General features: G+C 37.6%; 19 protein-coding genes. 11 read left to right on the top strand and 8 right to left on the bottom strand.

Going from position 1 to position 21,084, the window contains the following annotated elements:
* The first annotated feature begins 3 nt into the window (after positions 1-3).
* Positions 4-618 carry a hypothetical protein gene (locus tag QNI15_RS11890; RefSeq protein ID WP_314031910.1) on the top strand — a complete coding sequence of 205 codons (615 nt, stop codon included), beginning with the start codon at positions 4-6 and terminating at the stop codon, positions 616-618.
* 54 nt (positions 619-672) lie between these two features.
* On the opposite strand, the gene QNI15_RS11885 is transcribed toward QNI15_RS11890, so the two are convergent.
* Both QNI15_RS11885 and QNI15_RS11880 read right to left on the bottom strand, forming a co-directional pair.
* Positions 673-1,947, bottom strand: a complete 1,275-nt coding sequence (locus tag QNI15_RS11885; protein WP_390902184.1) for an asparagine synthetase B — start codon at positions 1,945-1,947, stop codon at positions 673-675.
* 136 nt (positions 1,948-2,083) lie between these two features.
* The gene (locus QNI15_RS11880) at positions 2,084-2,764 is read right to left on the bottom strand and encodes a DUF4919 domain-containing protein (protein ID WP_313995633.1); all 681 of its coding nucleotides are present in this window, start codon (positions 2,762-2,764) and stop codon (positions 2,084-2,086) included.
* Between the two features lie 241 nt (positions 2,765-3,005).
* On the opposite strand from QNI15_RS11880, the gene QNI15_RS11875 reads away from it, so the two are divergent.
* Positions 3,006-4,241 (top strand): ABC transporter permease, encoded by a 1,236-nt coding sequence (locus QNI15_RS11875; protein WP_313977415.1) that lies wholly within the window; start codon positions 3,006-3,008, stop codon positions 4,239-4,241.
* 71 nt (positions 4,242-4,312) lie between these two features.
* Here the strand turns inward: QNI15_RS11875 and QNI15_RS11870 are convergent, their stop codons facing one another.
* The gene (locus tag QNI15_RS11870) at positions 4,313-4,939 is read right to left on the bottom strand and encodes an L-threonylcarbamoyladenylate synthase (protein WP_313977413.1); all 627 of its coding nucleotides are present in this window, start codon (positions 4,937-4,939) and stop codon (positions 4,313-4,315) included.
* A 236-nt stretch (positions 4,940-5,175) separates the two neighbouring features.
* Between QNI15_RS11870 and mltG the strand changes: the two genes are divergently transcribed.
* Positions 5,176-6,222: an endolytic transglycosylase MltG gene (gene mltG / locus QNI15_RS11865; RefSeq protein WP_313995632.1), complete on the top strand. Its 1,047-nt coding sequence runs from the start codon at positions 5,176-5,178 to the stop codon at positions 6,220-6,222.
* 50 nt (positions 6,223-6,272) lie between these two features.
* On the opposite strand, the gene dut is transcribed toward mltG, so the two are convergent.
* Genes dut through QNI15_RS11850 form a run of 3 tightly spaced genes read right to left on the bottom strand, consistent with a single transcriptional unit; the run spans position 6,273 to position 9,120 of the window.
* Positions 6,273-6,716: a dUTP diphosphatase gene (gene dut / locus QNI15_RS11860; protein ID WP_313995631.1), complete on the bottom strand. Its 444-nt coding sequence runs from the start codon at positions 6,714-6,716 to the stop codon at positions 6,273-6,275.
* A 58-nt stretch (positions 6,717-6,774) separates the two neighbouring features.
* Positions 6,775-8,286, bottom strand: a complete 1,512-nt coding sequence (locus QNI15_RS11855) for an oligosaccharide flippase family protein (RefSeq protein WP_313995629.1) — start codon at positions 8,284-8,286, stop codon at positions 6,775-6,777.
* A 48-nt stretch (positions 8,287-8,334) separates the two neighbouring features.
* A complete protein-coding gene (locus tag QNI15_RS11850) occupies positions 8,335-9,120 on the bottom strand; it encodes an enoyl-CoA hydratase/isomerase family protein (RefSeq protein WP_313995659.1) in 786 nt (261 codons plus the stop codon).
* A 236-nt stretch (positions 9,121-9,356) separates the two neighbouring features.
* Between QNI15_RS11850 and QNI15_RS11845 the strand changes: the two genes are divergently transcribed.
* The 3 genes from QNI15_RS11845 to QNI15_RS11835 all read left to right on the top strand — a co-directional run bounded on the left by QNI15_RS11845 (position 9,357) and on the right by QNI15_RS11835 (position 12,377).
* Entirely contained in the window at positions 9,357-10,805 is a 1,449-nt protein-coding gene (locus tag QNI15_RS11845; protein WP_314031908.1) for an NADP-dependent isocitrate dehydrogenase, read from the top strand.
* Between the two features lie 119 nt (positions 10,806-10,924).
* A complete protein-coding gene (locus tag QNI15_RS11840; RefSeq protein WP_313995625.1) occupies positions 10,925-11,440 on the top strand; it encodes a GNAT family N-acetyltransferase in 516 nt (171 codons plus the stop codon).
* Between the two features lie 43 nt (positions 11,441-11,483).
* Entirely contained in the window at positions 11,484-12,377 is an 894-nt protein-coding gene (locus QNI15_RS11835) for a cyclase family protein (protein ID WP_313995624.1), read from the top strand.
* 345 nt (positions 12,378-12,722) lie between these two features.
* Here the strand turns inward: QNI15_RS11835 and QNI15_RS11830 are convergent, their stop codons facing one another.
* Positions 12,723-14,924: an OmpA family protein gene (locus tag QNI15_RS11830; protein WP_314031906.1), complete on the bottom strand. Its 2,202-nt coding sequence runs from the start codon at positions 14,922-14,924 to the stop codon at positions 12,723-12,725.
* A 214-nt stretch (positions 14,925-15,138) separates the two neighbouring features.
* A complete protein-coding gene (locus QNI15_RS11825) occupies positions 15,139-17,088 on the bottom strand; it encodes a S9 family peptidase (RefSeq protein WP_314031905.1) in 1,950 nt (649 codons plus the stop codon).
* 466 nt (positions 17,089-17,554) lie between these two features.
* On the opposite strand from QNI15_RS11825, the gene QNI15_RS11820 reads away from it, so the two are divergent.
* The 5 genes from QNI15_RS11820 to QNI15_RS11800 all read left to right on the top strand — a co-directional run bounded on the left by QNI15_RS11820 (position 17,555) and on the right by QNI15_RS11800 (position 20,954).
* On the top strand, positions 17,555-18,205 hold the full coding sequence (locus QNI15_RS11820; RefSeq protein ID WP_313977399.1) for a sigma-70 family RNA polymerase sigma factor: 651 nt from the start codon (positions 17,555-17,557) through the stop codon (positions 18,203-18,205).
* A 368-nt stretch (positions 18,206-18,573) separates the two neighbouring features.
* Positions 18,574-18,882 (top strand): hypothetical protein, encoded by a 309-nt coding sequence (locus QNI15_RS11815; RefSeq protein ID WP_313977397.1) that lies wholly within the window; start codon positions 18,574-18,576, stop codon positions 18,880-18,882.
* A 108-nt stretch (positions 18,883-18,990) separates the two neighbouring features.
* On the top strand, positions 18,991-19,605 hold the full coding sequence (gene gmk, locus QNI15_RS11810) for a guanylate kinase (protein ID WP_313977395.1): 615 nt from the start codon (positions 18,991-18,993) through the stop codon (positions 19,603-19,605).
* 36 nt (positions 19,606-19,641) lie between these two features.
* The gene (nadD, locus tag QNI15_RS11805) at positions 19,642-20,214 is read left to right on the top strand and encodes a nicotinate (nicotinamide) nucleotide adenylyltransferase (RefSeq protein ID WP_313977393.1); all 573 of its coding nucleotides are present in this window, start codon (positions 19,642-19,644) and stop codon (positions 20,212-20,214) included.
* 113 nt (positions 20,215-20,327) lie between these two features.
* Positions 20,328-20,954, top strand: coding sequence for a C40 family peptidase (locus QNI15_RS11800; protein ID WP_314031904.1), 627 nt, complete (start codon positions 20,328-20,330; stop codon positions 20,952-20,954).
* Positions 20,955-21,084 lie beyond the last annotated feature (130 nt).

The raw sequence follows: 21,084 nt of genomic DNA, 5'->3' as shown, positions 1-21,084 counted from the left end.
ACAATGAACCGAAAATATCTGTATAGTATAACAGGAGCTGCCCTGTTAGGAGTAGGTGGATGGTTTGGATATCAGAAATATCGGGAAGCGCAGCCTTTGTATGCACTTTTGCAGATAAAAGATGCCTATGAGACACATGACCTTTCATTATTTAAAAAACATGTAGCTATTGAATCTGTTGTCAATAATTCTATTGATCAGATTATGGCTCAAACTATTTCAAAGACGACTTCAAATCAATCGTCTGATAATGAAATAAAGATTGCTACTGATATTATTGCCTTTGTAAAACCACGTTTGGTGGAAACAATAGGAGAGCAAGTTTATAAAGCAGTAGAAACGGGTAATCTGAATCTGGAGAATTCCGGAGATTTGGCCATTACATCACTAAAAGATGCTTCAGGTCCTTTTATAAATGGAAGCTATCAGTTTGATGAGATTGAAAATGTTGAAGTTCATGATGTAGATGCATTAATTACTTTACGATTTGTAGCTTCTGATCAACACAAAAAGCCGTTTTTACTAAAGTGTAAGATGAGTAAAGAAGAGGGCGAGTGGAAATTAGTAGAGATACTTAATACCAGTGAACTTATGGAATTACATAATGGAAATAAGTAAGTTTCCTCTTTAACAATAAAGAAGCCATCTGTTCAGATGGCTTCTTTATTGTTTTCAGGTTTTCTGCTTTTTCTTTTTAGCAGCAGGAAATAAAATATTATTCAATATAAGACGATAACCTGCCGAAGTTGGATGAAGGCTGAGATCCGTAGGCTCTTCACCAACCTGGTGTTGGTAATCTTCAGGATCATGACCTCCATAGAATGTCCAAGTCCCTTTGCCAAAAATTCCGTGAATATATTTAGCCTCACCAATAGACTTGCTCTCGCCCATAATCACCACCTCTGGTTTAATAAGACTTTTCTTAAAACCTGTAGTTTGTCCTAAGAAACCTTTAACCACATTCAAATGGTTCTGTGTCAGCATTGTGGGTACAGGGTCCCATTTGGCTGAGAACTGGAACAATGTAAAATAATCGTTGCTTTCATTAACAGGGCGTTCATAAATTTGATTATCAATATTTGAGTATTCATAATCAAATGGATCTCTATTTAACGTAAAGTTTTTAAATGCGAATGCCTTGCTATAGTCAAGCTTTTGCTGAGCATTAGGATCTGCTGGATCACCATCATAAATGCTTTCGCAAATATCAACACCATCTGCTGCCAATGCAATATCATAGGTATCTGCTGCCGAGCACATGGCAAATACAAAGCCTCCTCCTGCACAAAAGTCCCGTATTTTCTTTACTACAGCCAGTTTTAGTTGTGATACTTTGGCAAATCCATATTTTTTGGCACAAGTCTCAAATTCACGTTGCTGAGCTTTATACCAGGCATGATGCCCATGAGTGCGGTAAAATTTACCATACTGGCCTGTAAAGTCTTCATGATGTAAATGGAGCCAATCATATTTGGGTAAAAGCCCATCCATAACTTCATCATCAAAAATGATGTCATAAGGGATCTCTGCGTAGCTTAATACAAGAGTAACAGCATCATCCCAGGGTTGTTTTGACTTTGGAGAATAGACGGCTACTTTAGGTGCTTTTTCCAGCTTCATCACATCCATATTTACATCTGGAGCACTGATTTCAGCAGTAATCTGACCTGCCTGTGCATCAGATATTACCTGATAGCTGACTCCTCTGATTCTAAGCTCGCTTTCAAAGACAGGTTGATACTGAAACATAAAACTTCCCCCTCTGTAGTTGAGCAACCAGTCTACTTCTGTACTTTTGGTGAGTACCCAATAGGCGATGCCATAAGCTTTTAAATGATTGGCTTGTGCCTCATCCATAGGGATCAGAATAGAGGATGCCCAGTTAGTTCCAATACTGCAAATTCCCATCAGGGTCAGCAGAAAACGACGAAATGCGTTTATATGCATAATTGAAAAAATAAATTAACTATTCAAAACGTATTCATTCTGAGCAGATAACGTATAATAGTACTATAATTGTTAATCAAGATGCTACTTTTTACTAATAAATCGATATGCATACTGTTAATTGCATATAAATAGCTTATTTCTTGACAGTACGTTTATTGCCGCTTGCCTGCCAGCCTAGTTTTTCTACATTAAAATATAGCTCTTTTTGATGTAATTCATTCGGCTCTTCCAATATAATTTTATCTGTACCACTTGTGAGATCCCGATTTTTAACAGTCAGGCCTAGTGTTTCCATATAGATTTGTTCATCCCCAATTGAAATAACAACAATTGCTGTTTTGATCGTTTTACCATCTCCGCTTTTTTCAAGGACTTCTAATAATTTATCGAACTTGCTAAGCCATTTTTGAGATTCTGCCTGCTGACCCAGATTATCGTAGACGTAATGCAAGCCAAAAATGTAATTCATATTAAATGGAGACTTTTTGACTCCCTCTTTACCTACTATAATCGCCTTTTGGTAGTCTTTGGCTGCAATCAGTGCATTGAACTCTTTTTGGCGAAGGTCTTTCTCATAAGGATCGTAAGTGGGTTGCTGGGTGAATCCATAATATAAATGTTTGTACTGTTCATGTGTAAGTGTTGTGTCATTCTTTTCGTATCGGGCTAACAATACCGGATAAAAATAAGATGAAGACGATGTTGAGATATTTTTATAGATATCTGTAAAGTTAACATTGGAAATTTGCTGTCCATATCCCATATATAAAGACAAGCAAATGAATAAGAGGCTGAAAGTGAGGTTGCGTTTCATACAAATATAGCGTTTTTTCATTTCATACGTATGTACATTCAAAAAGATACTGTAGCCGATAAACCATAGTATTATCCGTTTGCCATAATTATTAGTAAGCTAGCCGGTTTTTTAGTAACTAGGAAATTAATATACAAAAGATGTAATAAAATTTACTACCCAACAAGTTGTTGACAATGCTATTGGGGAAGCTACTATTGTTTATATCCTGTGATATACACTAACCGTAAAACCTAAGAAAATGAATCTGACTGAGAATATTAAAGAGGGACTTCGTTCTATTCAGGGAAATTTACTGAGAACCATTCTGACAGCTTTAATCATTACTATCGGCATTACTGCCCTGGTTGGGATCTTAACTGCTATTGAAGGAATAAGAGCACAGGTAGATAGTAGTTTTTCATCTTTGGGGGCAAATTCTTTTACACTGGAAGGAACGAGATGGTGGAGAAGACAAAACGCAGGTAGAAATGAAAAAATATATCCGCCATTGGAGTACCGGGAAGCTAAGAAGTTCATGGAAGAATACACTTTTTCCCCAACTGTCACAGTGAACACAATGGTGTCGGGGAATGTAGAAGCCAAATATCTTTCAAAAAAAACCAATCCCAATTCTCGTTTGATGGGAGGTAATAACCAGTATATAGCTATTAAAGGATATAAGTTGTCTTCTGGTCGTGAATTTTCAAATCCAGAGATGAAATACGCAGGTTTGGTAGCCATAATAGGTAGTGAAGTACAATCTACTTTATTTGATAAAGTAGATCCTCTGGGAAAGGAAGTTGTTGTGAAGGGATTACGTTTTAAAGTAATTGGAGTTTTGGAAAAGGCGGGGGGTATGTTTGGCGGAGGAGGAGCAGACCGTACCATACTGGTGCCTCTGGAAACTGCTCGTAAAGTGCCCTCAAACTTTGACCTTACCTATGATATCACGGTTTCCGTACCTAAAGTAGAAGATCTGGATGAAGCAATAGGAGAAGCAACAGGACTAATGAGGGCTATACGACATGATAGGCCTGGCCAGCCTGATTCATTTGAGATCGAAAGTAGTGGATCATTAAGAGAAGAACTGGATGGTATAACAGGTGCATTAAAAATAGGAGGAGGAGTTATAGGATTTGTTACATTGCTTGGTGCTGCTATTTGCCTGATGAATATTATGATGGTTTCCGTGACGGAACGTACACGTGAAATCGGAATACGTAAAGCATTAGGTGCAACCCCTTTGCGTATCAGACAGCAGTTTTTGATTGAGGCTATTGTAATTTGTCAGCTAGGAGGGATTGCAGGTGTACTTCTGGGTATTTTGGTTGGTAATGGGATGTCTAGTTTGTTAGGTGCTAATAATTTTGTGGTTCCCTGGTTCTGGATGATATTAGGTCTGATCGTTTGTGTTACCGTAGGTTTGATCGCTGGTTATTATCCTGCTTACAGAGCGTCCAAGCTTGATCCTATTGAGTCTTTACGCTATGAGTAAAAACTATAATACTAAAAAAGAGCGTCCTGCATACATATGCAGGACGCTCTTTTTTAGTATTGAAGGAAAAGCTATAGGAACTGATCAATATTTCCGAGTCCTTCTCTGATTACTTCTATCTCATCCCGTGTATAATCTATCACAGTTGAAGCCACATTGTTTCCGTATCCTCCATCAATTACGATATCTACCAGATGTTCGTATTTTTCAAAAATAAGTTCAGGATCAGTGGAGTACTCTATAATTTCATCATCGTCTTTTACAGAGGTAGTAATAATTGGATGTCCTAGCTCTTTTACAATCATACGAGGTATATTGTGATCTGGTACACGAATACCAACTGTTTTTTTGTTAGAGTGGAAGATACGAGGAACATCATTGCTGGCACGAAGAATAAAAGTAAAGGGTCCTGGTAATGCCTTTTTCATGAGTTTAAATACAGGGGTGTCTACATTAGCATATTCAGCTATGTGACTAAGATCATAACATATAAAAGAAAGGTTTATCTTCTGAGGTTTAATGCCCTTGATTTGGCATATTTTCTCAACTGCACGCTGATTATGAATATCACATCCCAATCCATATACGGTATCTGTTGGGTATATGACAAGTCCTCCATCACGCAGACATTCTACTACCTGTAGAATCTTTCGCAGTTCAGGATTTTCCGGATGGATCTTTATGAATTGTGCTGACATAATTATGGATATATAATCTTGTTTACAGTTATTGATGAGATAACTGTAAATTATTGGATTGTTTTCAGCTATAAAGCTGTACTATTCAAAATTAACCTAATATATGTGTACAGACAAAAACCATACAAACTGTTTTTGGAGCCTGAACGAAAAACTATACTTTTGTTGTTGATTCTGAGTTGCTATATAATTTAGAAGTCATATTCATTATTATAAAACCACAAAATCTTGCCGCTATGGCACAAACAAAAAACTGGAAGATAGGTCTTTTTCTCGCAATAGCGTGTATATTTATCACCGTTGCATTCTATGCATATCAGGTTACACAAACTGCTAACTTACAAGTAGACAAAGAAGATACCTTTTTATATATACCTTCAGGAGCTGTGTATCAGACTGTAATGGACTCGCTGAAACAGAGAAAGATTATTCAGGATGAACTTTCCTTTAGCTTTCTGGCTAAACTGCTCAAATACCAGGAAAGAGTAAAAGCAGGTCGTTATCGTATCAGAAAGAATATGGGTAATCTGGCTGCAATCCGTATGTTACGAGCAGGCTTACAGGACCCTGTAAAAGTTACATTTAATAACATTCGCCTGAAAGAAGAACTACCTGGTAAAATTTGTAAAAATCTGGAAGCCGATTCAGTAGCATTTGCGGCATTGATAAGTGATCCAAAATTTGTAAGCAAATGGGGGTTTGATACAGTATCTATTACGACTATGTTTCTGCCCAATACCTATCAGTTTTATTGGAACACCTCTGCTGAAGAAGTTCTGGAACGTTTACATAAAGAATATAAGAAGTTCTGGACAGACGAACGAAAAGCAAAAGCAAAAGCTATAGGGTTTAGTCCTGTACAAGTAACAGTGCTGGCTTCTATTATTGAGGCGGAGACCAATAAAAATGATGAGAAACAACGTATGGCTGGTACGTATATCAACCGATTGACAGCTGAAGAGACAAATCGTCGGCTACAGGCAGATCCAACATTGAAGTTTGCTTTGAAGGATTTTGGTATCAAACGTATTCTAAATGTACACAAGGATGTAGAATCTCCTTACAATACATACAAGTATCCCGGTCTTCCTCCCGGCCCTATTAATTTACCTTCAATACCATCTATTGATGCTGTCTTGAATTACGAGAAAAATAACTACTTATATTTTTGTGCTAAGGAAGATTTTTCAGGACATCACAACTTTGCTGTCACCTATAAAGATCATTTGGCAAATGCCAGATTGTATCAGGCAGCATTAGACAAGCGAAAGATTATGAAATAATAAATTTCATCAAAAAAGAACGGCGGTTGAATTTTCAACCGCCGTTCTTTTTATTTTTTACCTGTACTGCCATATCCTCCGGCGCCACGCTGGGTTTCACTAAGATTATCAGTTGCTTCCCAACGTACTTGCTGATATGGTGATACAATCATCTGAGCAATACGCTCTCCATGTTCTACTACAAAGGCTACATCAGATAAGTTAATCAGCAGGACCATAATTTCACCACGATAATCAGCATCAATAGTGCCTGGGCTATTTAATACCGTAATGCCATGTTTAAGAGCCAAACCACTGCGAGGGCGGATCTGAGCTTCATAGCCCTCTGGTAGTTCAATAAATAATCCTGTTGGAATTAGTTTTCGCTGACCAGGTAATAATGTAATAGCTTCTGTAAGATTCGCCCGGATATCCATTCCTGCAGAGTGTTCTGTCTGATAACTCGGTAAATCGTTGGTAGATTGATTAATGACTTTAACAGAAACGGTTTGCATGAATATATTTGAATTGTAAATGAATGAATAACGAGTTCAACTTTGAGGTTTTCGAATGCTATTTTTTGTTTGCCACAGAAGTGATGCGTCCAAGTGGAATCTTTTCAAAATAAATCACAGCCACTATAAATGTGAAAGTAATAAACAGATGAAATAATGCTGCCATCCACCCTGAAGAGAATGTTATCAGGGGAACCACAAGGATAAGTAATGCAGCGCCAGTTAAATAAGCGCCAGCTGAGAAAATGGAATAAGGTACAGGGAAATATTTATTACCTAACAGATAAGAAGCCACTGTCATCGCTGCACAGGATAACAAAAATGCTATAGCGCAACCCATGTATCCAATATAAGGTATCAATACGATATTCAGGATAATGTTTACTCCTGCTCCCATAAAGGTAAGCCAGGTACCATAATATGTCTTATCTGTTAATTTAAACCAGACACTAAGATTATAGTATACTCCTAACAATAAGTTGCCTAACAGAAGAAAGGGAACTACAGCCAGACCTTCTCTATACTCAGGACGACGTAAAAACAAAGGACTGATCCAGTCAAGGTTTACACTGATACCAACCCACAATACACTACAGGCGATAATAAACCATTTCATTACCAATGCAAAAGTACTGGGAGCATTCTTGTCTTCACTTTGACTAAAGAAGAAAGGCTCTGCAGAGTAACGAAACGCCTGTACTACCACATTCATTAGAATAGATAACTTGTAACAGGAACCATAAATACCTAATGCCGCCTGAGAACTGCGGCCAGGATAAAAACCTTTTGGTAGAAAAGAATCAAATGTAAGGCGATCAAATAACTGATTGGCTGTACCTGCTAGTCCCATAATCAAAATAGGATACCCATAGAGCCATACAGGTTCAAAAGACTTCCAGTTAAATTTAAATTTGAAATCGCGGAATAAATCCCACAAAAGGGGAATAAATGCCACATTGGCAATCAGATTTGACAGAAACACATAACCTATCTTGAAAGAGGGATAATAGATATAGCTGATGGCAGGCTTTAGAAAGACCAAAAAGTTTTCCTCATAAATATTACGACAAAACCATAGGAAAAAGACATTCAAAAAAACATTCAGAAGAATGTTGACCATACGGACAAATGCAAACCGACGGGGTCTTCGTTCTAGTCTAAGGCGGGCAAACGGGATAGAAACGATTCCATCCAAAGCTACCACAATAGCCATGATAACAATGTATTGTTCTTGTCCCGGATAACCTATTAAGGTAGCAATAGATGTCGCAAAAAGAATGAAAACAAGGCTAAAAAAAACAGAGACAGAGATAACTGCACTGAAAATGAGATCGTAGTAAGATTTAAAGTTATCACGAGTGGCAAAACGGAAAAACGAAGTTTCCATTCCAAACGTGTATACAATCTGAAGGAAGGCAACATAGGTAAACAATTTGATCTGAATACCTGATTCTTCTGCAGTAAATGCAACGGTGTGTAAGCTGACCAGCAGAAAATAAATAGACCGCCCAACAATGCTGGGCAGTCCATATAATGCGGTTTCTCCGGCAAGTCTTTTTAAAACTGACAATTCTTATGGTAATTTATAAATCCTAGCTAATACAACAATGCCTCTTGCTTATCGCCCTTGGAAGTTAGCAGGGCGTTTTTCCAGAAAGGCTCTGGTTCCTTCTTTAAAATCTTCCGTCTTACAACAGATGCTAAAGGCGTTGGCTTCTGTTTGGTAACCATTTTCATCCTTATTGAAAACGGCATTTACACATTCAATTACCATTTCAATGGCTACAGGTGCTTTAGATAATATTTTGGTCAGTAGCTCTTCTGCCTTTGGTAGTAATTCTTCCTGTGTAGCAACTAAATGGTTTACCAGGCCATACTGATGCGCTTCCTGTGCCAAGATCATATCTCCTGTCATCATCCATTCCATTGCTTTGGATTTACCTACCAGTTGAGTCATACGTTGTGTGCCTCCATATCCTGGGATGATGCCCAGATTTACTTCTGGCTGGCCAAACTTTGCTGTTTCAACGGCAATTCGTAAATGGCAGGCCATTGCCAGTTCACACCCTCCTCCAAGAGCAAATCCGTTTACTGCTGCAATAACAGGCTTAGGGCTGTTTTCAAGTAGTGCAAATATTTCCTGGCCGTTTTCGGCAAACTTTCTGCTATTTACTTCATTCATTTCCATGAACTCAGAAATGTCTGCTCCTGCTATAAATGCTTTGTCTCCTGCTCCGGTTATAATAATACCCCGAACTGTTGGATTGGCATACACATCCTGCATTACCTGTTTTATTTCTTTTAAGGTTGCAAGATCAAGTGCGTTTCTTTTTTCAGGGCGATTTATTGTTAGTATCAGAATATTTTCTTTCTGGCGAATGTCCAGATTCTGGAGTTTTTTCATAAAGGCAAAATCCTGTGTCATAGTTGACAGATATGTTTTGTTAATGGTTGTTTTTAACCAAAAATCACTTCAAAGGAATAAAAAATCCATTGCTTTTCCCAAAAAGGAATCAGTAATTTGGACCGGTTAAAATCGGAATTGATAACAAAGGGATTTTGAAAGTAGTTTCAACCTTTCTTTTCTGTTATTCTGGTCCACTAAATTTCTATTATTTTATTTTCTAAACAAACTAAGTTATGGCCAATAAAACCCCAATTACGGTTGCATATGGTGATGGCATCGGTCCGGAAATTATGCGGGCCGTTTTGCGTATACTGGATGCTGCGGGAGCACAGATTGCTCCTGAAGTAATCGAAATCGGCGAAAAAGTATATCTGAAAGGTGTAACAGCGGGTATAGAAGAGTCTTCATGGGAAAGTTTGCGTCGTACAAAAGTGTTTCTTAAAGCTCCAATCAGTACTCCACAAGGAGGAGGTTATAAGAGTTTGAATGTGACTACCCGTAAGTCATTGGGATTGTATGCCAATGTGCGTCCGGTGCAGGCTTATCACCCTTTTGTAGATACACTACACCCTCGTATGGATCTGGTGATAGTTCGTGAAAACGAAGAGGATTTATATGCAGGAATCGAACATCAGCAGACTGATCAGGTAGTACAGTGTTTGAAGATTATTAGTCGGCCGGGTAGTGAAAAAATAATTCGCTATGCATTTGAATATGCTCGTGCTTACGGTCGCAAAAAAGTGACTTGCTTTACCAAAGATAATATCATGAAAATGACAGACGGATTATTCCGTAAAGTCTTTGATGAAGTAGGGCAGCAGTACCCTGATATTGAGAAAGAACACTGGATTATTGATATCGGTTCAGCCTTACTGGCAGATGAGCCAGAGCGCTTTGGGGTGATTGTTACATTGAATCTGTATGGAGATATTATTTCAGATATTGCAGCACAGATTGCAGGATCTGTAGGAATGGGTGGTTCGGCAAATATTGGTGACCAGTGTGCCATGTTTGAAGCTATTCATGGTTCAGCTCCGGATATCTCTGGAAAAGGTATTGCTAATCCTTCAGGATTATTGAATGGTGCTATATCGATGTTAGTTCACATTGGACAGGCAGATGTTGCAGCTAAAATACATAATGCGTGGTTATGTACCATTGAATCTGGAGTTCACACAGGTGATATTTATAAAGAAGGGGTATCCAAAAAGCGAGTAGGTACTGAGGGGTTTGCTGATGCAGTTATTGAGAGACTTGGTCAATTACCACATCATTTTAAAGCTGTAAGCTATCAAACTGCGCCAAAAGATGTACAACCTACCCCATTGAGTTTACAAACAAAAAAGAAAAAGGAACTGGTGGGTGTGGATGTATTTCTGGACTGGACTCAAGGTACAGCTAATGATCTGAGCAAGATTATGGAAGAGATAAAAACTCCTGCACTGAAATTAAAAATGATTTCGAATCGTGGAGTGAAAGTATATCCGGATGGAATGCCTGAAACCTTCTGTTCAGATCACTGGCGTTGTCGATATACAGCTGTCGCTGAACCGACTATAAAACATACAGATATTGTCGAATTACTACAGAAAGTTGGAGAAGCTGGACTTGATTTTATTAAAACAGAACATCTATATACATTTGATGGTGTACGAGGCTATTCTCTGGAGCAAGGTGAGTAGTATTCTTATTATAAATCGATAGAACTAGAACAACTATCTGGCTCAGTGAGTCAGATAGTTGTTTTTAAATGTGTCTATATTGTGCTTTCTTTAAAACTAAAGAATAGCTTGTTCGAAAAATGATCATTATCGAAACACCACGCCTGATATTACGCCAACTGGAGCTGGAAGATGACTCCTTTGTTCTTGAACTTGTGAATACTCCTTCCTGGCTAAAATTCATTGGGGACAGAGGTGTACATACACTGGAAGACGCCCGGAATTATATCCGTACAGGCCCTATGGATAGTTACAGTAGATTTGGGTTTGGATTGTTGTTAATTTCATTAAAGGGAGAAAATGTTCCTATTGGTATGTGTGGATTGTTAAATAGGGATGTTTTGGATGATCCGGATATAGGATTTGCCTTACTTCCTGTATATGAGGGCAAAGGATATGCATTTGAAGCAGCTTCTGCTGTACTGCAGTATACCCGGAACGAATTGGAAATTAAACGTATTGTAGCTATTGTGATGCGTGAAAACCAGCGATCTTTTTCATTGCTTCAACGGCTTGGTTTCAGCTATGAAAAAGATGTTATTCTTCCTTATTCCAATGAAGAATTGTTGTTATTTGGTTGCCAACTCCTAAATTAGAGTAGTTCATCTTTCTTACAATCAAACCACTACAAAATGACCCATGGATAGAAGAGTTGTTTTTGACTTTGATATTGAGTTTACCAATGGTGGAGGCATACAGGGACAGGACTTCCGTCTGGATATTGAAAAGGATAAGATATCAGATAAGGAATTAGCTGATTATATTGTTGCTGATCTTCATTTATTAATGGTTGGGAAGGTCACTATTTTAAATAAATATTATGTTGAGGAAAGACATAAACGAAAAACCAACTCAGAAAACACAACAAAAGAATTACTGATAGATTTAAGCCATACCATAGAAAACGGGTTAGTTACCTATAAAGGGCTCCCTGCTCCTATAATCTGTGATTACCTGAGTCGTGAAAACTCAAAACAATTCTATGAAGAAGGGACACAGTTTCAGATTGGAAAGATAGAAATGGTAACCAACACAGGTACCTATCTGGATTGTCCGTTTCATCGATACGAGCATGGAAAAGATCTCTCAGAAATAGAGTTAGCTGCATTCACCGACCTAGATGCTATTGTAATTCGCATTCCCTATACAGATACACTAAATATTACCGCACAGCACCTGAAAGGATATGAGGTTCGGAATCGTGCCGTATTGATCCATACAGGATGGGATTCTCACTGGAATACAGAAACCTATTATGAAAATCACCCCTCACTAACAAATGAGGCTGCTGAATATCTTCGGGATTGTGAGGTAAAGCTTGTTGGTATTGATTCTCATAATATTGATGATACACGAGGCAAAAGCCGTCCAGTGCATACTATTCTATTAGGATCTGAAATTTTAATTGTAGAACATCTCTGCAACCTCTCTTTATTGCCAGACGATGGATTTTCATTTAGTGCAATCCCTCCCAAATTTAAGGGGGTAGGGACTTTTCCTGTAAGAGCTATGGCAAAGATTTATAAAAAATAGAGTGATTTTTGCTTTGCGCTTTTTTCACAGCAGTGACAGTTTTCTGAGAAATTATTTACTATGCTGATCAAAATGCTTGCTGACCGGAATTCTGATCACTTTTATTTTTATGAATAATTCACCGCAAACTTTATTTTGACCAGAACTCTGTTCATTTTTTTGTTTGCGCCTAACTCACGGCAAAACTTTTTTTGATCGGAATTTACCGCAATCAACTAACTGCCGTGAGTTCACCGCAGATTAATTAATACATATATACAAGACATATCAAAATGTATAGGGAAAGAAACTACAAACGCCTGTGATCTCATTTGATCACAGGCGTTTGTAGTTTTACAGTTATTTTTATTTTTTGATAATTACAAATTCTACGCGACGGTTTTGCTGACGGCCGTCTTTTGTTGTATTATCTGCTACAGGTTTGCTTTCACCGTATCCTTGCGAACTAAGTCTGTTAGTACTTATTCCTTTGCTGGTTAGGTACTTAACAACTGATTTTGCCCGGTTTTGGGAAAGAGCCATGTTATACGTATCATTACCAACATTGTCTGTATGTCCCTGAATCTTAATCGCCATTGTAGGATTTTCTTTCAGCATTTTCACTAATTGATCCAGCTCGCTAATTGATTCCTTTCTCAATGCAAATTTATTTGTGTCAAAGAAAAGATCATTCAGACTAACAGTTTCTTCGGCTTCAGTTGGTTGAGAAGGATTAGTTTGTTTTGTATTTGATTGGCTAACCGGTTGTTCTTTAGTTTCTGTCTTTTTCGTAGATGTCAGGTATAAATCTCGTTTTATTTCCTCGTATTTGTCTACTTCTTTTAGATCTATAGTCTCTGTTACAGCATTAAAATCTCTTTTCTTTGCCATAAAAGTATAGGCTATACCTGCAGGAAGAGCAATTTTGTATGATCCATCTACAGGGTTAGAAGTGGCTATACCTAGTTCTTTGTTTGTTTTCTGATTACGATAAACAATGTCTGCCTGTATAGGTTTATGTGTTTGGCTATCGAGAACATAACCATATACAATAACAACGGGTTTCGGTTTAGCTACTTCTGGCAAGTTCAATTTGATTATGTCTAATAAACCAAGGCTGTTCTGGTCGCTGGTTAGATAGGCATATGCTCCAGATGCTGGGATATTGTAATAACCGTCCCAGCCAGGTGTATTTACTCCCAGACCAAGGTTTTGAGGAGTAGACCAGTTTTTCCATGTATCATCCAGTCGTCGGGAAACAAATATATCTGCTGAACCAAATCCCGGATGACCTTCAGAGGCAAAGTACAAGCTAACACCATCTGCTGCCAGAAAAGGGGATGATTCATCTTTTTTTGTATTGACGACATTACCAATATTAAAAGGACTGCCCCATTTTCCATTTGCACCTTTTAAACTCACATAAATGTCCCGTTCACCATAACTATCCTTCTTCTTTAATGTAATCATAATCACTTTTTGATCTGCTGACATGGCCATTTCAAGAATTTTTGACTTACTACTTAAATCAGGGATATCAATGTTTTCGCGTAACATCCAGCCTGTATCTGTTTTTTGAATAATCGATAGTCCCCATTCTGGAATAACCGTCATATCATCATAGTACTTACAGTTCATAACCAATGTGTTGTTATCTGGAAGTGCACTAACTACATAGGTTGATCCAATGTCATTGGGTGGCGCAGGCAATTTTTTGCGAGTCCCCCAGTTTCCATTTTCATCCATTTGCGAATACCAGGCGTCGTCCGAATCTGAGGTTCCACCTGTGTTTTCCGGATGGTTTTTTATACTATAATAAATTGTTTTGCCATCAGGTGCTATTCGTGGGATAACTTCATCATATATTGTATTAATACCAGCTCCCATACTTTCTTTTTTCAGATAAGGGGGCATATCTGGAAGTATATTGGTCGCATTATCTTGTTTAAACGCCACTTGCTCTACTTCCATCTTCATTTTGTTAGCTACGACAAATCCAAAATTGCCGTTGAACCGTTCAAAATTTTTAGAATATCCTCCCCGAAAAACTTCTGTATCATTGACCAGGAAAATGATTTCATCTCCTTGTCTACGAAGGGTGAGTTTATTTAATGCTGTATCCTTTTTGATAGAAGCACTAGCTCTGTAATCAGTTGAAGAGAACTCCTTGGTGGTGTTGTTAACAATGGATTTCCATGTTTTTTTGAAGGAACCTACCCAACTTTGCTGTTTTTCGGAGTTAATACGAAACTGATAAACAGTTCCGTTCTTTCCCAATACGGCTATCCCAAAATCGGCTATTTCATCTCCTTCTGCCTTACGGGCTAATACTTCGTAGGCGAAATCTTTGTCGGGATTCATAGAGATTTGTTTGCAGGTCCAATAAGGATTACTATTCTTAACCTCTATGGTATAAGCCCCGTTACTTAGTGCATATCTGTTCTCTGCTGATTCACTGACAGGCCAGTTGGAGTGATTGTCATCAAAATCGTCATAAAACCACAGAGTACTCTGAGCATCAGCGCAATAGGCTACGAAAAGAAGTATAAAAAGTATACAGTGTTTCATATGGTAAGCTGGATTCGTATTTAATCCAGCAAAACACACAAAAACCTGTTGGATATTCATTGTCAGAACTGTAGGAATTCTTACAAATGAATTAAAAGGGAGTGTTTTGTCTTATTGCCAAATAAATAGCCCTGAAGTACAATATCTTATGCCCAAAAATCCATTTTTTAGGCAAATATATTTACTTCAGGGTTCTGAAATAGCTGTTATGATCTTACTTGGGTAACTCTCCTATCAGGAATTTTTCCAAAAACTGAGCAATTGCTACATTTACCTGATCGCGATTTGCTTTCTTGGTAATACCATGGCCCTCATCTTTGGCCATTATATACCAGACTGAATTACTGTTATTTTTGAGTGCATTTACCATCTGCTCCGACTCGGAAATAGGGACTCTTGGATCATTTTTTCCCTGGAATACCAACATGGGTTTCGTTATATTCTTGATATTTGTTAAGGGGGATATTTGTTCAAGATGAAGATTCATTTTGGGATCTCTCTCGTCTCCATACTCTGCACGTCGCAAGTCTTGACGATAGGGACTTGTATTTTTCAAAAAGGTGACAAAGTTACTGATTCCAAAGAGGTCTATGCCACATCGTAAGCGTGCATTAAAGTGAGTCATACAGGCCAGAGACATATAACCACCATAAGAGCCTCCATACACAGAAACCCGTTGAGCATCCAGATTAGGTTGTTTTTCAATCCAATCTAAAAGTGCCCCAATATCCTTTACAGAGTTTTCACGTAGAACTCCATTGTCCAACTTGAGATACGTTTTTCCATACCCTGAAGAACCCCGCACATTAGGGACCAATACAGCAATCTTCATTTCATTGGCCCAAAATTGAATGAGAGAATTAAATGTTGGTAATGACTGCCCTTCCGGGCCACCATGTATAGATAGTATAACCGGAACTTTTCCTGAGACATTTTTGGGAGTGAATAAAAAAGCAGGAATCATACGTGATTTCCCATTTACTTTGTCAAAGGTAGGATATTCGATTAGTGTAGGTTCAGTAAAACCGGATACATTCAATCCACCTGTTTCACTGAAAGTCCAGCGATCTAGTTTACCAGATTGTATGTTTACTACAAATACATCACTTGGAATAGTTGCAGAATTGATAGTTAATGCAAGTCGTTCATTGTCAGGGTTAAAACGCATACTGCCAATAACTCCGTTGGGAATATTACCTATCGATTGATAATAGTTGTTTTGCGTATCAAGAATGTATAGTTTTGAATATCCTCCTTCATTTGTCGTGAATGCAATCCATTTACCACTTTGACTCAATTCAAAATTATCTACATCCCAGTTTATCTTTTGAGTAAGGTTGGTAATTTTCTTTGTAGAAAACTCGTAAAAGCGCAACTGCATAAATTCACTATCTTCGTCAGATAAAAAGAAGAATCCTTTTCCATCTTTCGAAAATTGTGCATGGCTATAAGCAATCTGCTTTTTTGAAGGATTAAATGCTTCCATTGTACCTTTAGTGTTTAACAGGTACAACCTGGATTCGTTGATAGAGATGTATTCCTGTACCAATATTTGTTGTTCATCAGCAGACCAGTCACCGATTTGCCATCCACCTCCTTTGCCTTGAAAAATCATCCGGGTTTTGGAAGGATCATTGAGTTGTGCTTCATAAATATCCAGATCCCCTGTACTGCGTTGGTTGTTTGTATACAGATACTTGTCTCCTTTATGATTCCATGTTAGGCTGCCATGTCGTGATTTACCATCAGTGAGAAGGTGTTTTTGGCTTGAGGCAAGATCAAAATAGTAAAGCTGATAATTCTCATTTCCACCAACATCCCGTAAAAAAATGAAACCTTGATTAGATGGATTAGGACAAACAAATGCATTAGATACAGGCTCTTTCTCAAATGTGATTTGTTGCCTGTCTCCACCTGGAAAGGATACTTTATGTATTTGATTGGCATCGCCAAAGCGAGTGGAAATCAGGATGCTCTTTCCTGTAACATCCCAATCTGCCAAACTGGCAGCACGTACATTATGATATTGAGCCATCCTTGCCTGAATTGCCTGTACAGGCATAGGAATATTTTCCAGTACTAAGTTGCCAGATTCCCGTTTTTGAGCATAGGTAATTCCAAAACTAAATAGAAAGAAAATAAATAATAGTTTTAGGTGTTTCATCTGTGTCAGTTTTAGCTTGTAAGGTATTATTTTTGTGCCACTTTTTTGTGTGCTGATTTTTGAGGTTTCTGCCAGTAGAGGCAGGTATTGTAATAATAAAAATTATCTTGGGATAGAATGTATTCACAGATAATTTTAACAAGGCTATAAGTAGTGAACAAGAACGAAATATAGCCTCCTGAAAAATCTGTATTTATAGTGTAAAGTAGATTATATTTAGCCTGATAGAATAGTTACTTTAAAATGCTTACTTATCTAATGCTATTCCTATTAAAGTAAGAGGCAGTTTACTACTGCTAAGGTTCAGCGTACCATTTATCAAAAACTATTTTCAGAATAGGAAATAATGTTTTTCTTTGATTTGTCTTTTCCCCTCTGGATTAGTTTTAATCTGTTTTACGATTTTAAACCGGCAAAACGTTTATAGGAATATTCTCGTAATTTTGCCATTTATCCTTATCCTGATATGATTGACGACGTAGTGCATAACCATACCGAATCTGATGACGAAAGCCTATCTGCGCTCGTTCCAGGTTCTGAACATCCCATACAAAACTACACAGAAGCAGAAAAATATAATATCTTCGAGCAGGAGTTTATGCCACACATCCACTCGATGTATAATTTTGCATTTCGTCTTGCTATGGACGAAGACGATGCAAATGATTTAGTACAAGATACTTATCTGAAAGCGTTTCGTTTTATTAATTCTTTTCAGAAGGGAACTAACGCCAAAGCATGGTTGTTCAGAATTTTGAAGAACAGTTTCATCAACGATTACCGGAAAAAAAGTAAAGAGCCGGCAAAAGTTGATTATCAGGAAATAGAAACGTTCTATAATTCTGAGGATGCGGAGGCAGATAATATTACAACAGACCTCCGGGTAGAAACCCTTCAGGAGATGATCGGGGATGAAGTTGCTAATGCATTAAATACATTGGCAGTAGATTTCAGAACGGTTATTATCTTGGCTGATATCGAGGGTTTTACGTATGAAGAGATGGCAAAAATCCTGAACATCCCTATCGGAACTGTTCGGTCTCGCTTACATCGTGCCAGAAATTTGTTGAAAGATAAATTGAAAGAATACGCTAAAAGTATGGGATATGGAGATTAATGCTCTGTAATTTTATCCAACAATAAATAAGAACGGGGCACGGAAGTTTATCATCCGATTATGTCTTAGTGTAAGCAGAAAAAATACTACAGCATTTCTTAAAACAAGTAACTTATCGCTTAGGGGGATAGAGGGATTCTTTGTGCAAAAAATGAACAAAAAGTATACTTTTTTAATTAGCCTTTGTTTGAAAAATGTTTTACCAGGGCGAAAATAAATTTTGTTATTCTTTACAAACGCGATATTTTGCGTAAATTTTGTGGATTTTAAAAGATAATCATATTGTTTCAGGTGAGGTCTGTGAGATCAGACTTATCTATTTAAACGTTATTTCAGAATCAAATTAAAAGCTATTAAAATTAATTATTATGTCTACGCCTAAGAAGTTGCCGTTACTCATTCAGAAAGAAGAGGGTGTCGAGTATCGAAAACAGTGTGAACATCACCATGAGTGTATGCAAGCCATACGGCTCATTCTGGACGGAGAAGCAACCACAGAACAAATAGCACACTTCAAAGCTAACATCAATCATTGCCTTCCTTGCATTGAAAACCACAATCTGGAAGTGACCATTCGTCAGATCCTCTGCGATAAAATCCAGCAAAAACCGGTTCCTGAAGACCTCATCCAAAGCATCCGCACACAAATTCTGAATAAAACAAGCGAAGTGAAATAGTACTGAACAGTTTACTGTTTTTGTAAGAGACTATTTATTGGCATTTTCATTTAGTAAGGCCAATAAATATATACATCTATATACAAAGAATGGTAAACTGTTTTATTTTTGCGGCATCTTAATCAAATTATTACCGCTATTAGTACCCATATTCATTTTCAAGGCCGGACTATCATCTTTTCAGCACCATCAGGATCTGGTAAGACAACCATTGTTCAGCATTTACTAAGTAAATATTCAAATCTTGGATTCTCTATATCCGCTTGTACACGGGCTAAAAGGCCATATGAGCAAGACGGAATAGATTACTATTTTTTGACTCCGGAAGAATTTCGTAGCAAAATTGATAATCTGGAATTTGTTGAATGGGAGCAGGTGTATGCGGGCATGTACTATGGAACGTTGAAGTCAGAAGTAGAACGTTTGTGGACTAATGGAAAACACGTTTTATTTGATGTAGATGTAAAAGGAGGAGTAAATCTGAAAAATTATTTTGGTGATAAGGCTTTGTCTATCTTTGTAAAAGTTCCTTCTCTTGAATTGTTGGAACATCGTTTACGTAAAAGAGGAACAGAGACAGAAGAAAAAATCCAGCAGCGTGTGGCCAAAGCCGCCTATGAACTTTCGTATGAAGATTCATTTGATGTTACATTGCTTAATGCGGATTTGAGTGAAACGTTAATTCAGGCTGAAAAACTTATTGATGATTTTCTTAGCAAATAGATTGAAAGGAGTGACCAGTATTAGATAAACGTAAGAATGAAAGTAGGTTTGTTCTTTGGGTCATTTAATCCCATACATGTGGGTCATCTAATCATTGCTAATGCAATGGCCTATCATGCTGATTTGGAGCAAGTATGGTTTGTTGTATCCCCTCAAAATCCCTTCAAAAAAAGTAAAAGCCTTCTGCACGAATTTGATCGGTATGACATGGTGCAGATGGCTATAGACGACAATCCCCGTTTTCGGGTAACGGATATTGAATTTAAGCTACCACGTCCAAGTTATACTATTGATACACTGACCTATATACAGGAGAAATATCCTCAACATGCTTTTCGCCTGATAATAGGAGGTGACAATCTGGAGCAGTTTAAAAACTGGAAGAACTATGATAAGATTCTGGAATACTATGGTTTGTATGTATATCCACGTCCGGGATCTGAAGTGAACGAACTTGTTCAACATCCAAATGTGCAAGTGGTAAATGCCCCTCTGATGGATATCTCTGCGACATTCATCAGAGAATGCATCCGAGACAATAAATCAATAAAATACCTAGTTCCTGACCGGATTGAAGAGTACATTGTCCGAAAGAAATTCTATCTCTGACAGAGAGATTTACTGTTTATTTTGTAATGATTAGGTTTTTTACATGGAACCTCTTGATTAAATACACTTTTTTTCCGAAAATTGGGTTATAGATATATACATTCTGATCCGCTATGATATATTTATTACCTAAGAGTTTGCCTGCTACTATTATTCTGTGCTTTTCGATTGTCATCGTTCTGACTTCCTGTGGCAAAAAACTAACGGTGGTGACTTATGAAAAAAAGCGTGGAAAAAGCCGATCCAATACTACCCATACCCGAAAAAAGGAAGAGTATTTTGATTTTGATGAGAAAAAAACTTCTTCACGGTCAAGCGCCAACACTTCCACAACTACAGTCGTAAAAGCAACAGGCAGTACATTAAAACTAATTCAGACCGCTCAATCTTATATTGGTACACCTTATCGTTATGGAGGTACCAGTCGGTCAGGTATTGATTGTTCTGGATTGTTATGTAATTCTTTTGAGTCAATAGGTGTAAAAATACCCCGATCTTCTAATGAACAAGCTGAGTTTGGACAAAAAGTATCTATTAGAGAAATAGCACCCGGAGATATGGTCTTTTTCTCCGAACGTAAGGGTGGTTCGAAAGTTACTCATGCGGGATTAGTAACTGTTGTCAAAGGATCAGATAACATTATATTTATCCATTCTTCTACCAGTAGAGGTGTTGTAGAAGATAATCTTTTGTCTGAGTACTATCAGGGGATTTTTGTAAAGGCTGTACGGCCTTATTAATTTTATAACTGACTGTAAATTAGGAATTTGTTGTGATTTTATTACATAGAAGGGATTTCTATTTGTCCTTTTAATTTTTTACTTTAGTCCCATGTAATCTGAAAATCCTTCTATTTTAGGCGCTGTCTCA

This window comes from Xanthocytophaga flava (genome assembly GCF_030068545.1).
Taxonomy (GTDB): Bacteria; Bacteroidota; Bacteroidia; order Cytophagales; family 172606-1; genus Xanthocytophaga; species Xanthocytophaga flava.
Note: the sequence above shows the minus strand (reverse complement) of the source record. Positions and strands in the feature narration are given on the sequence as shown.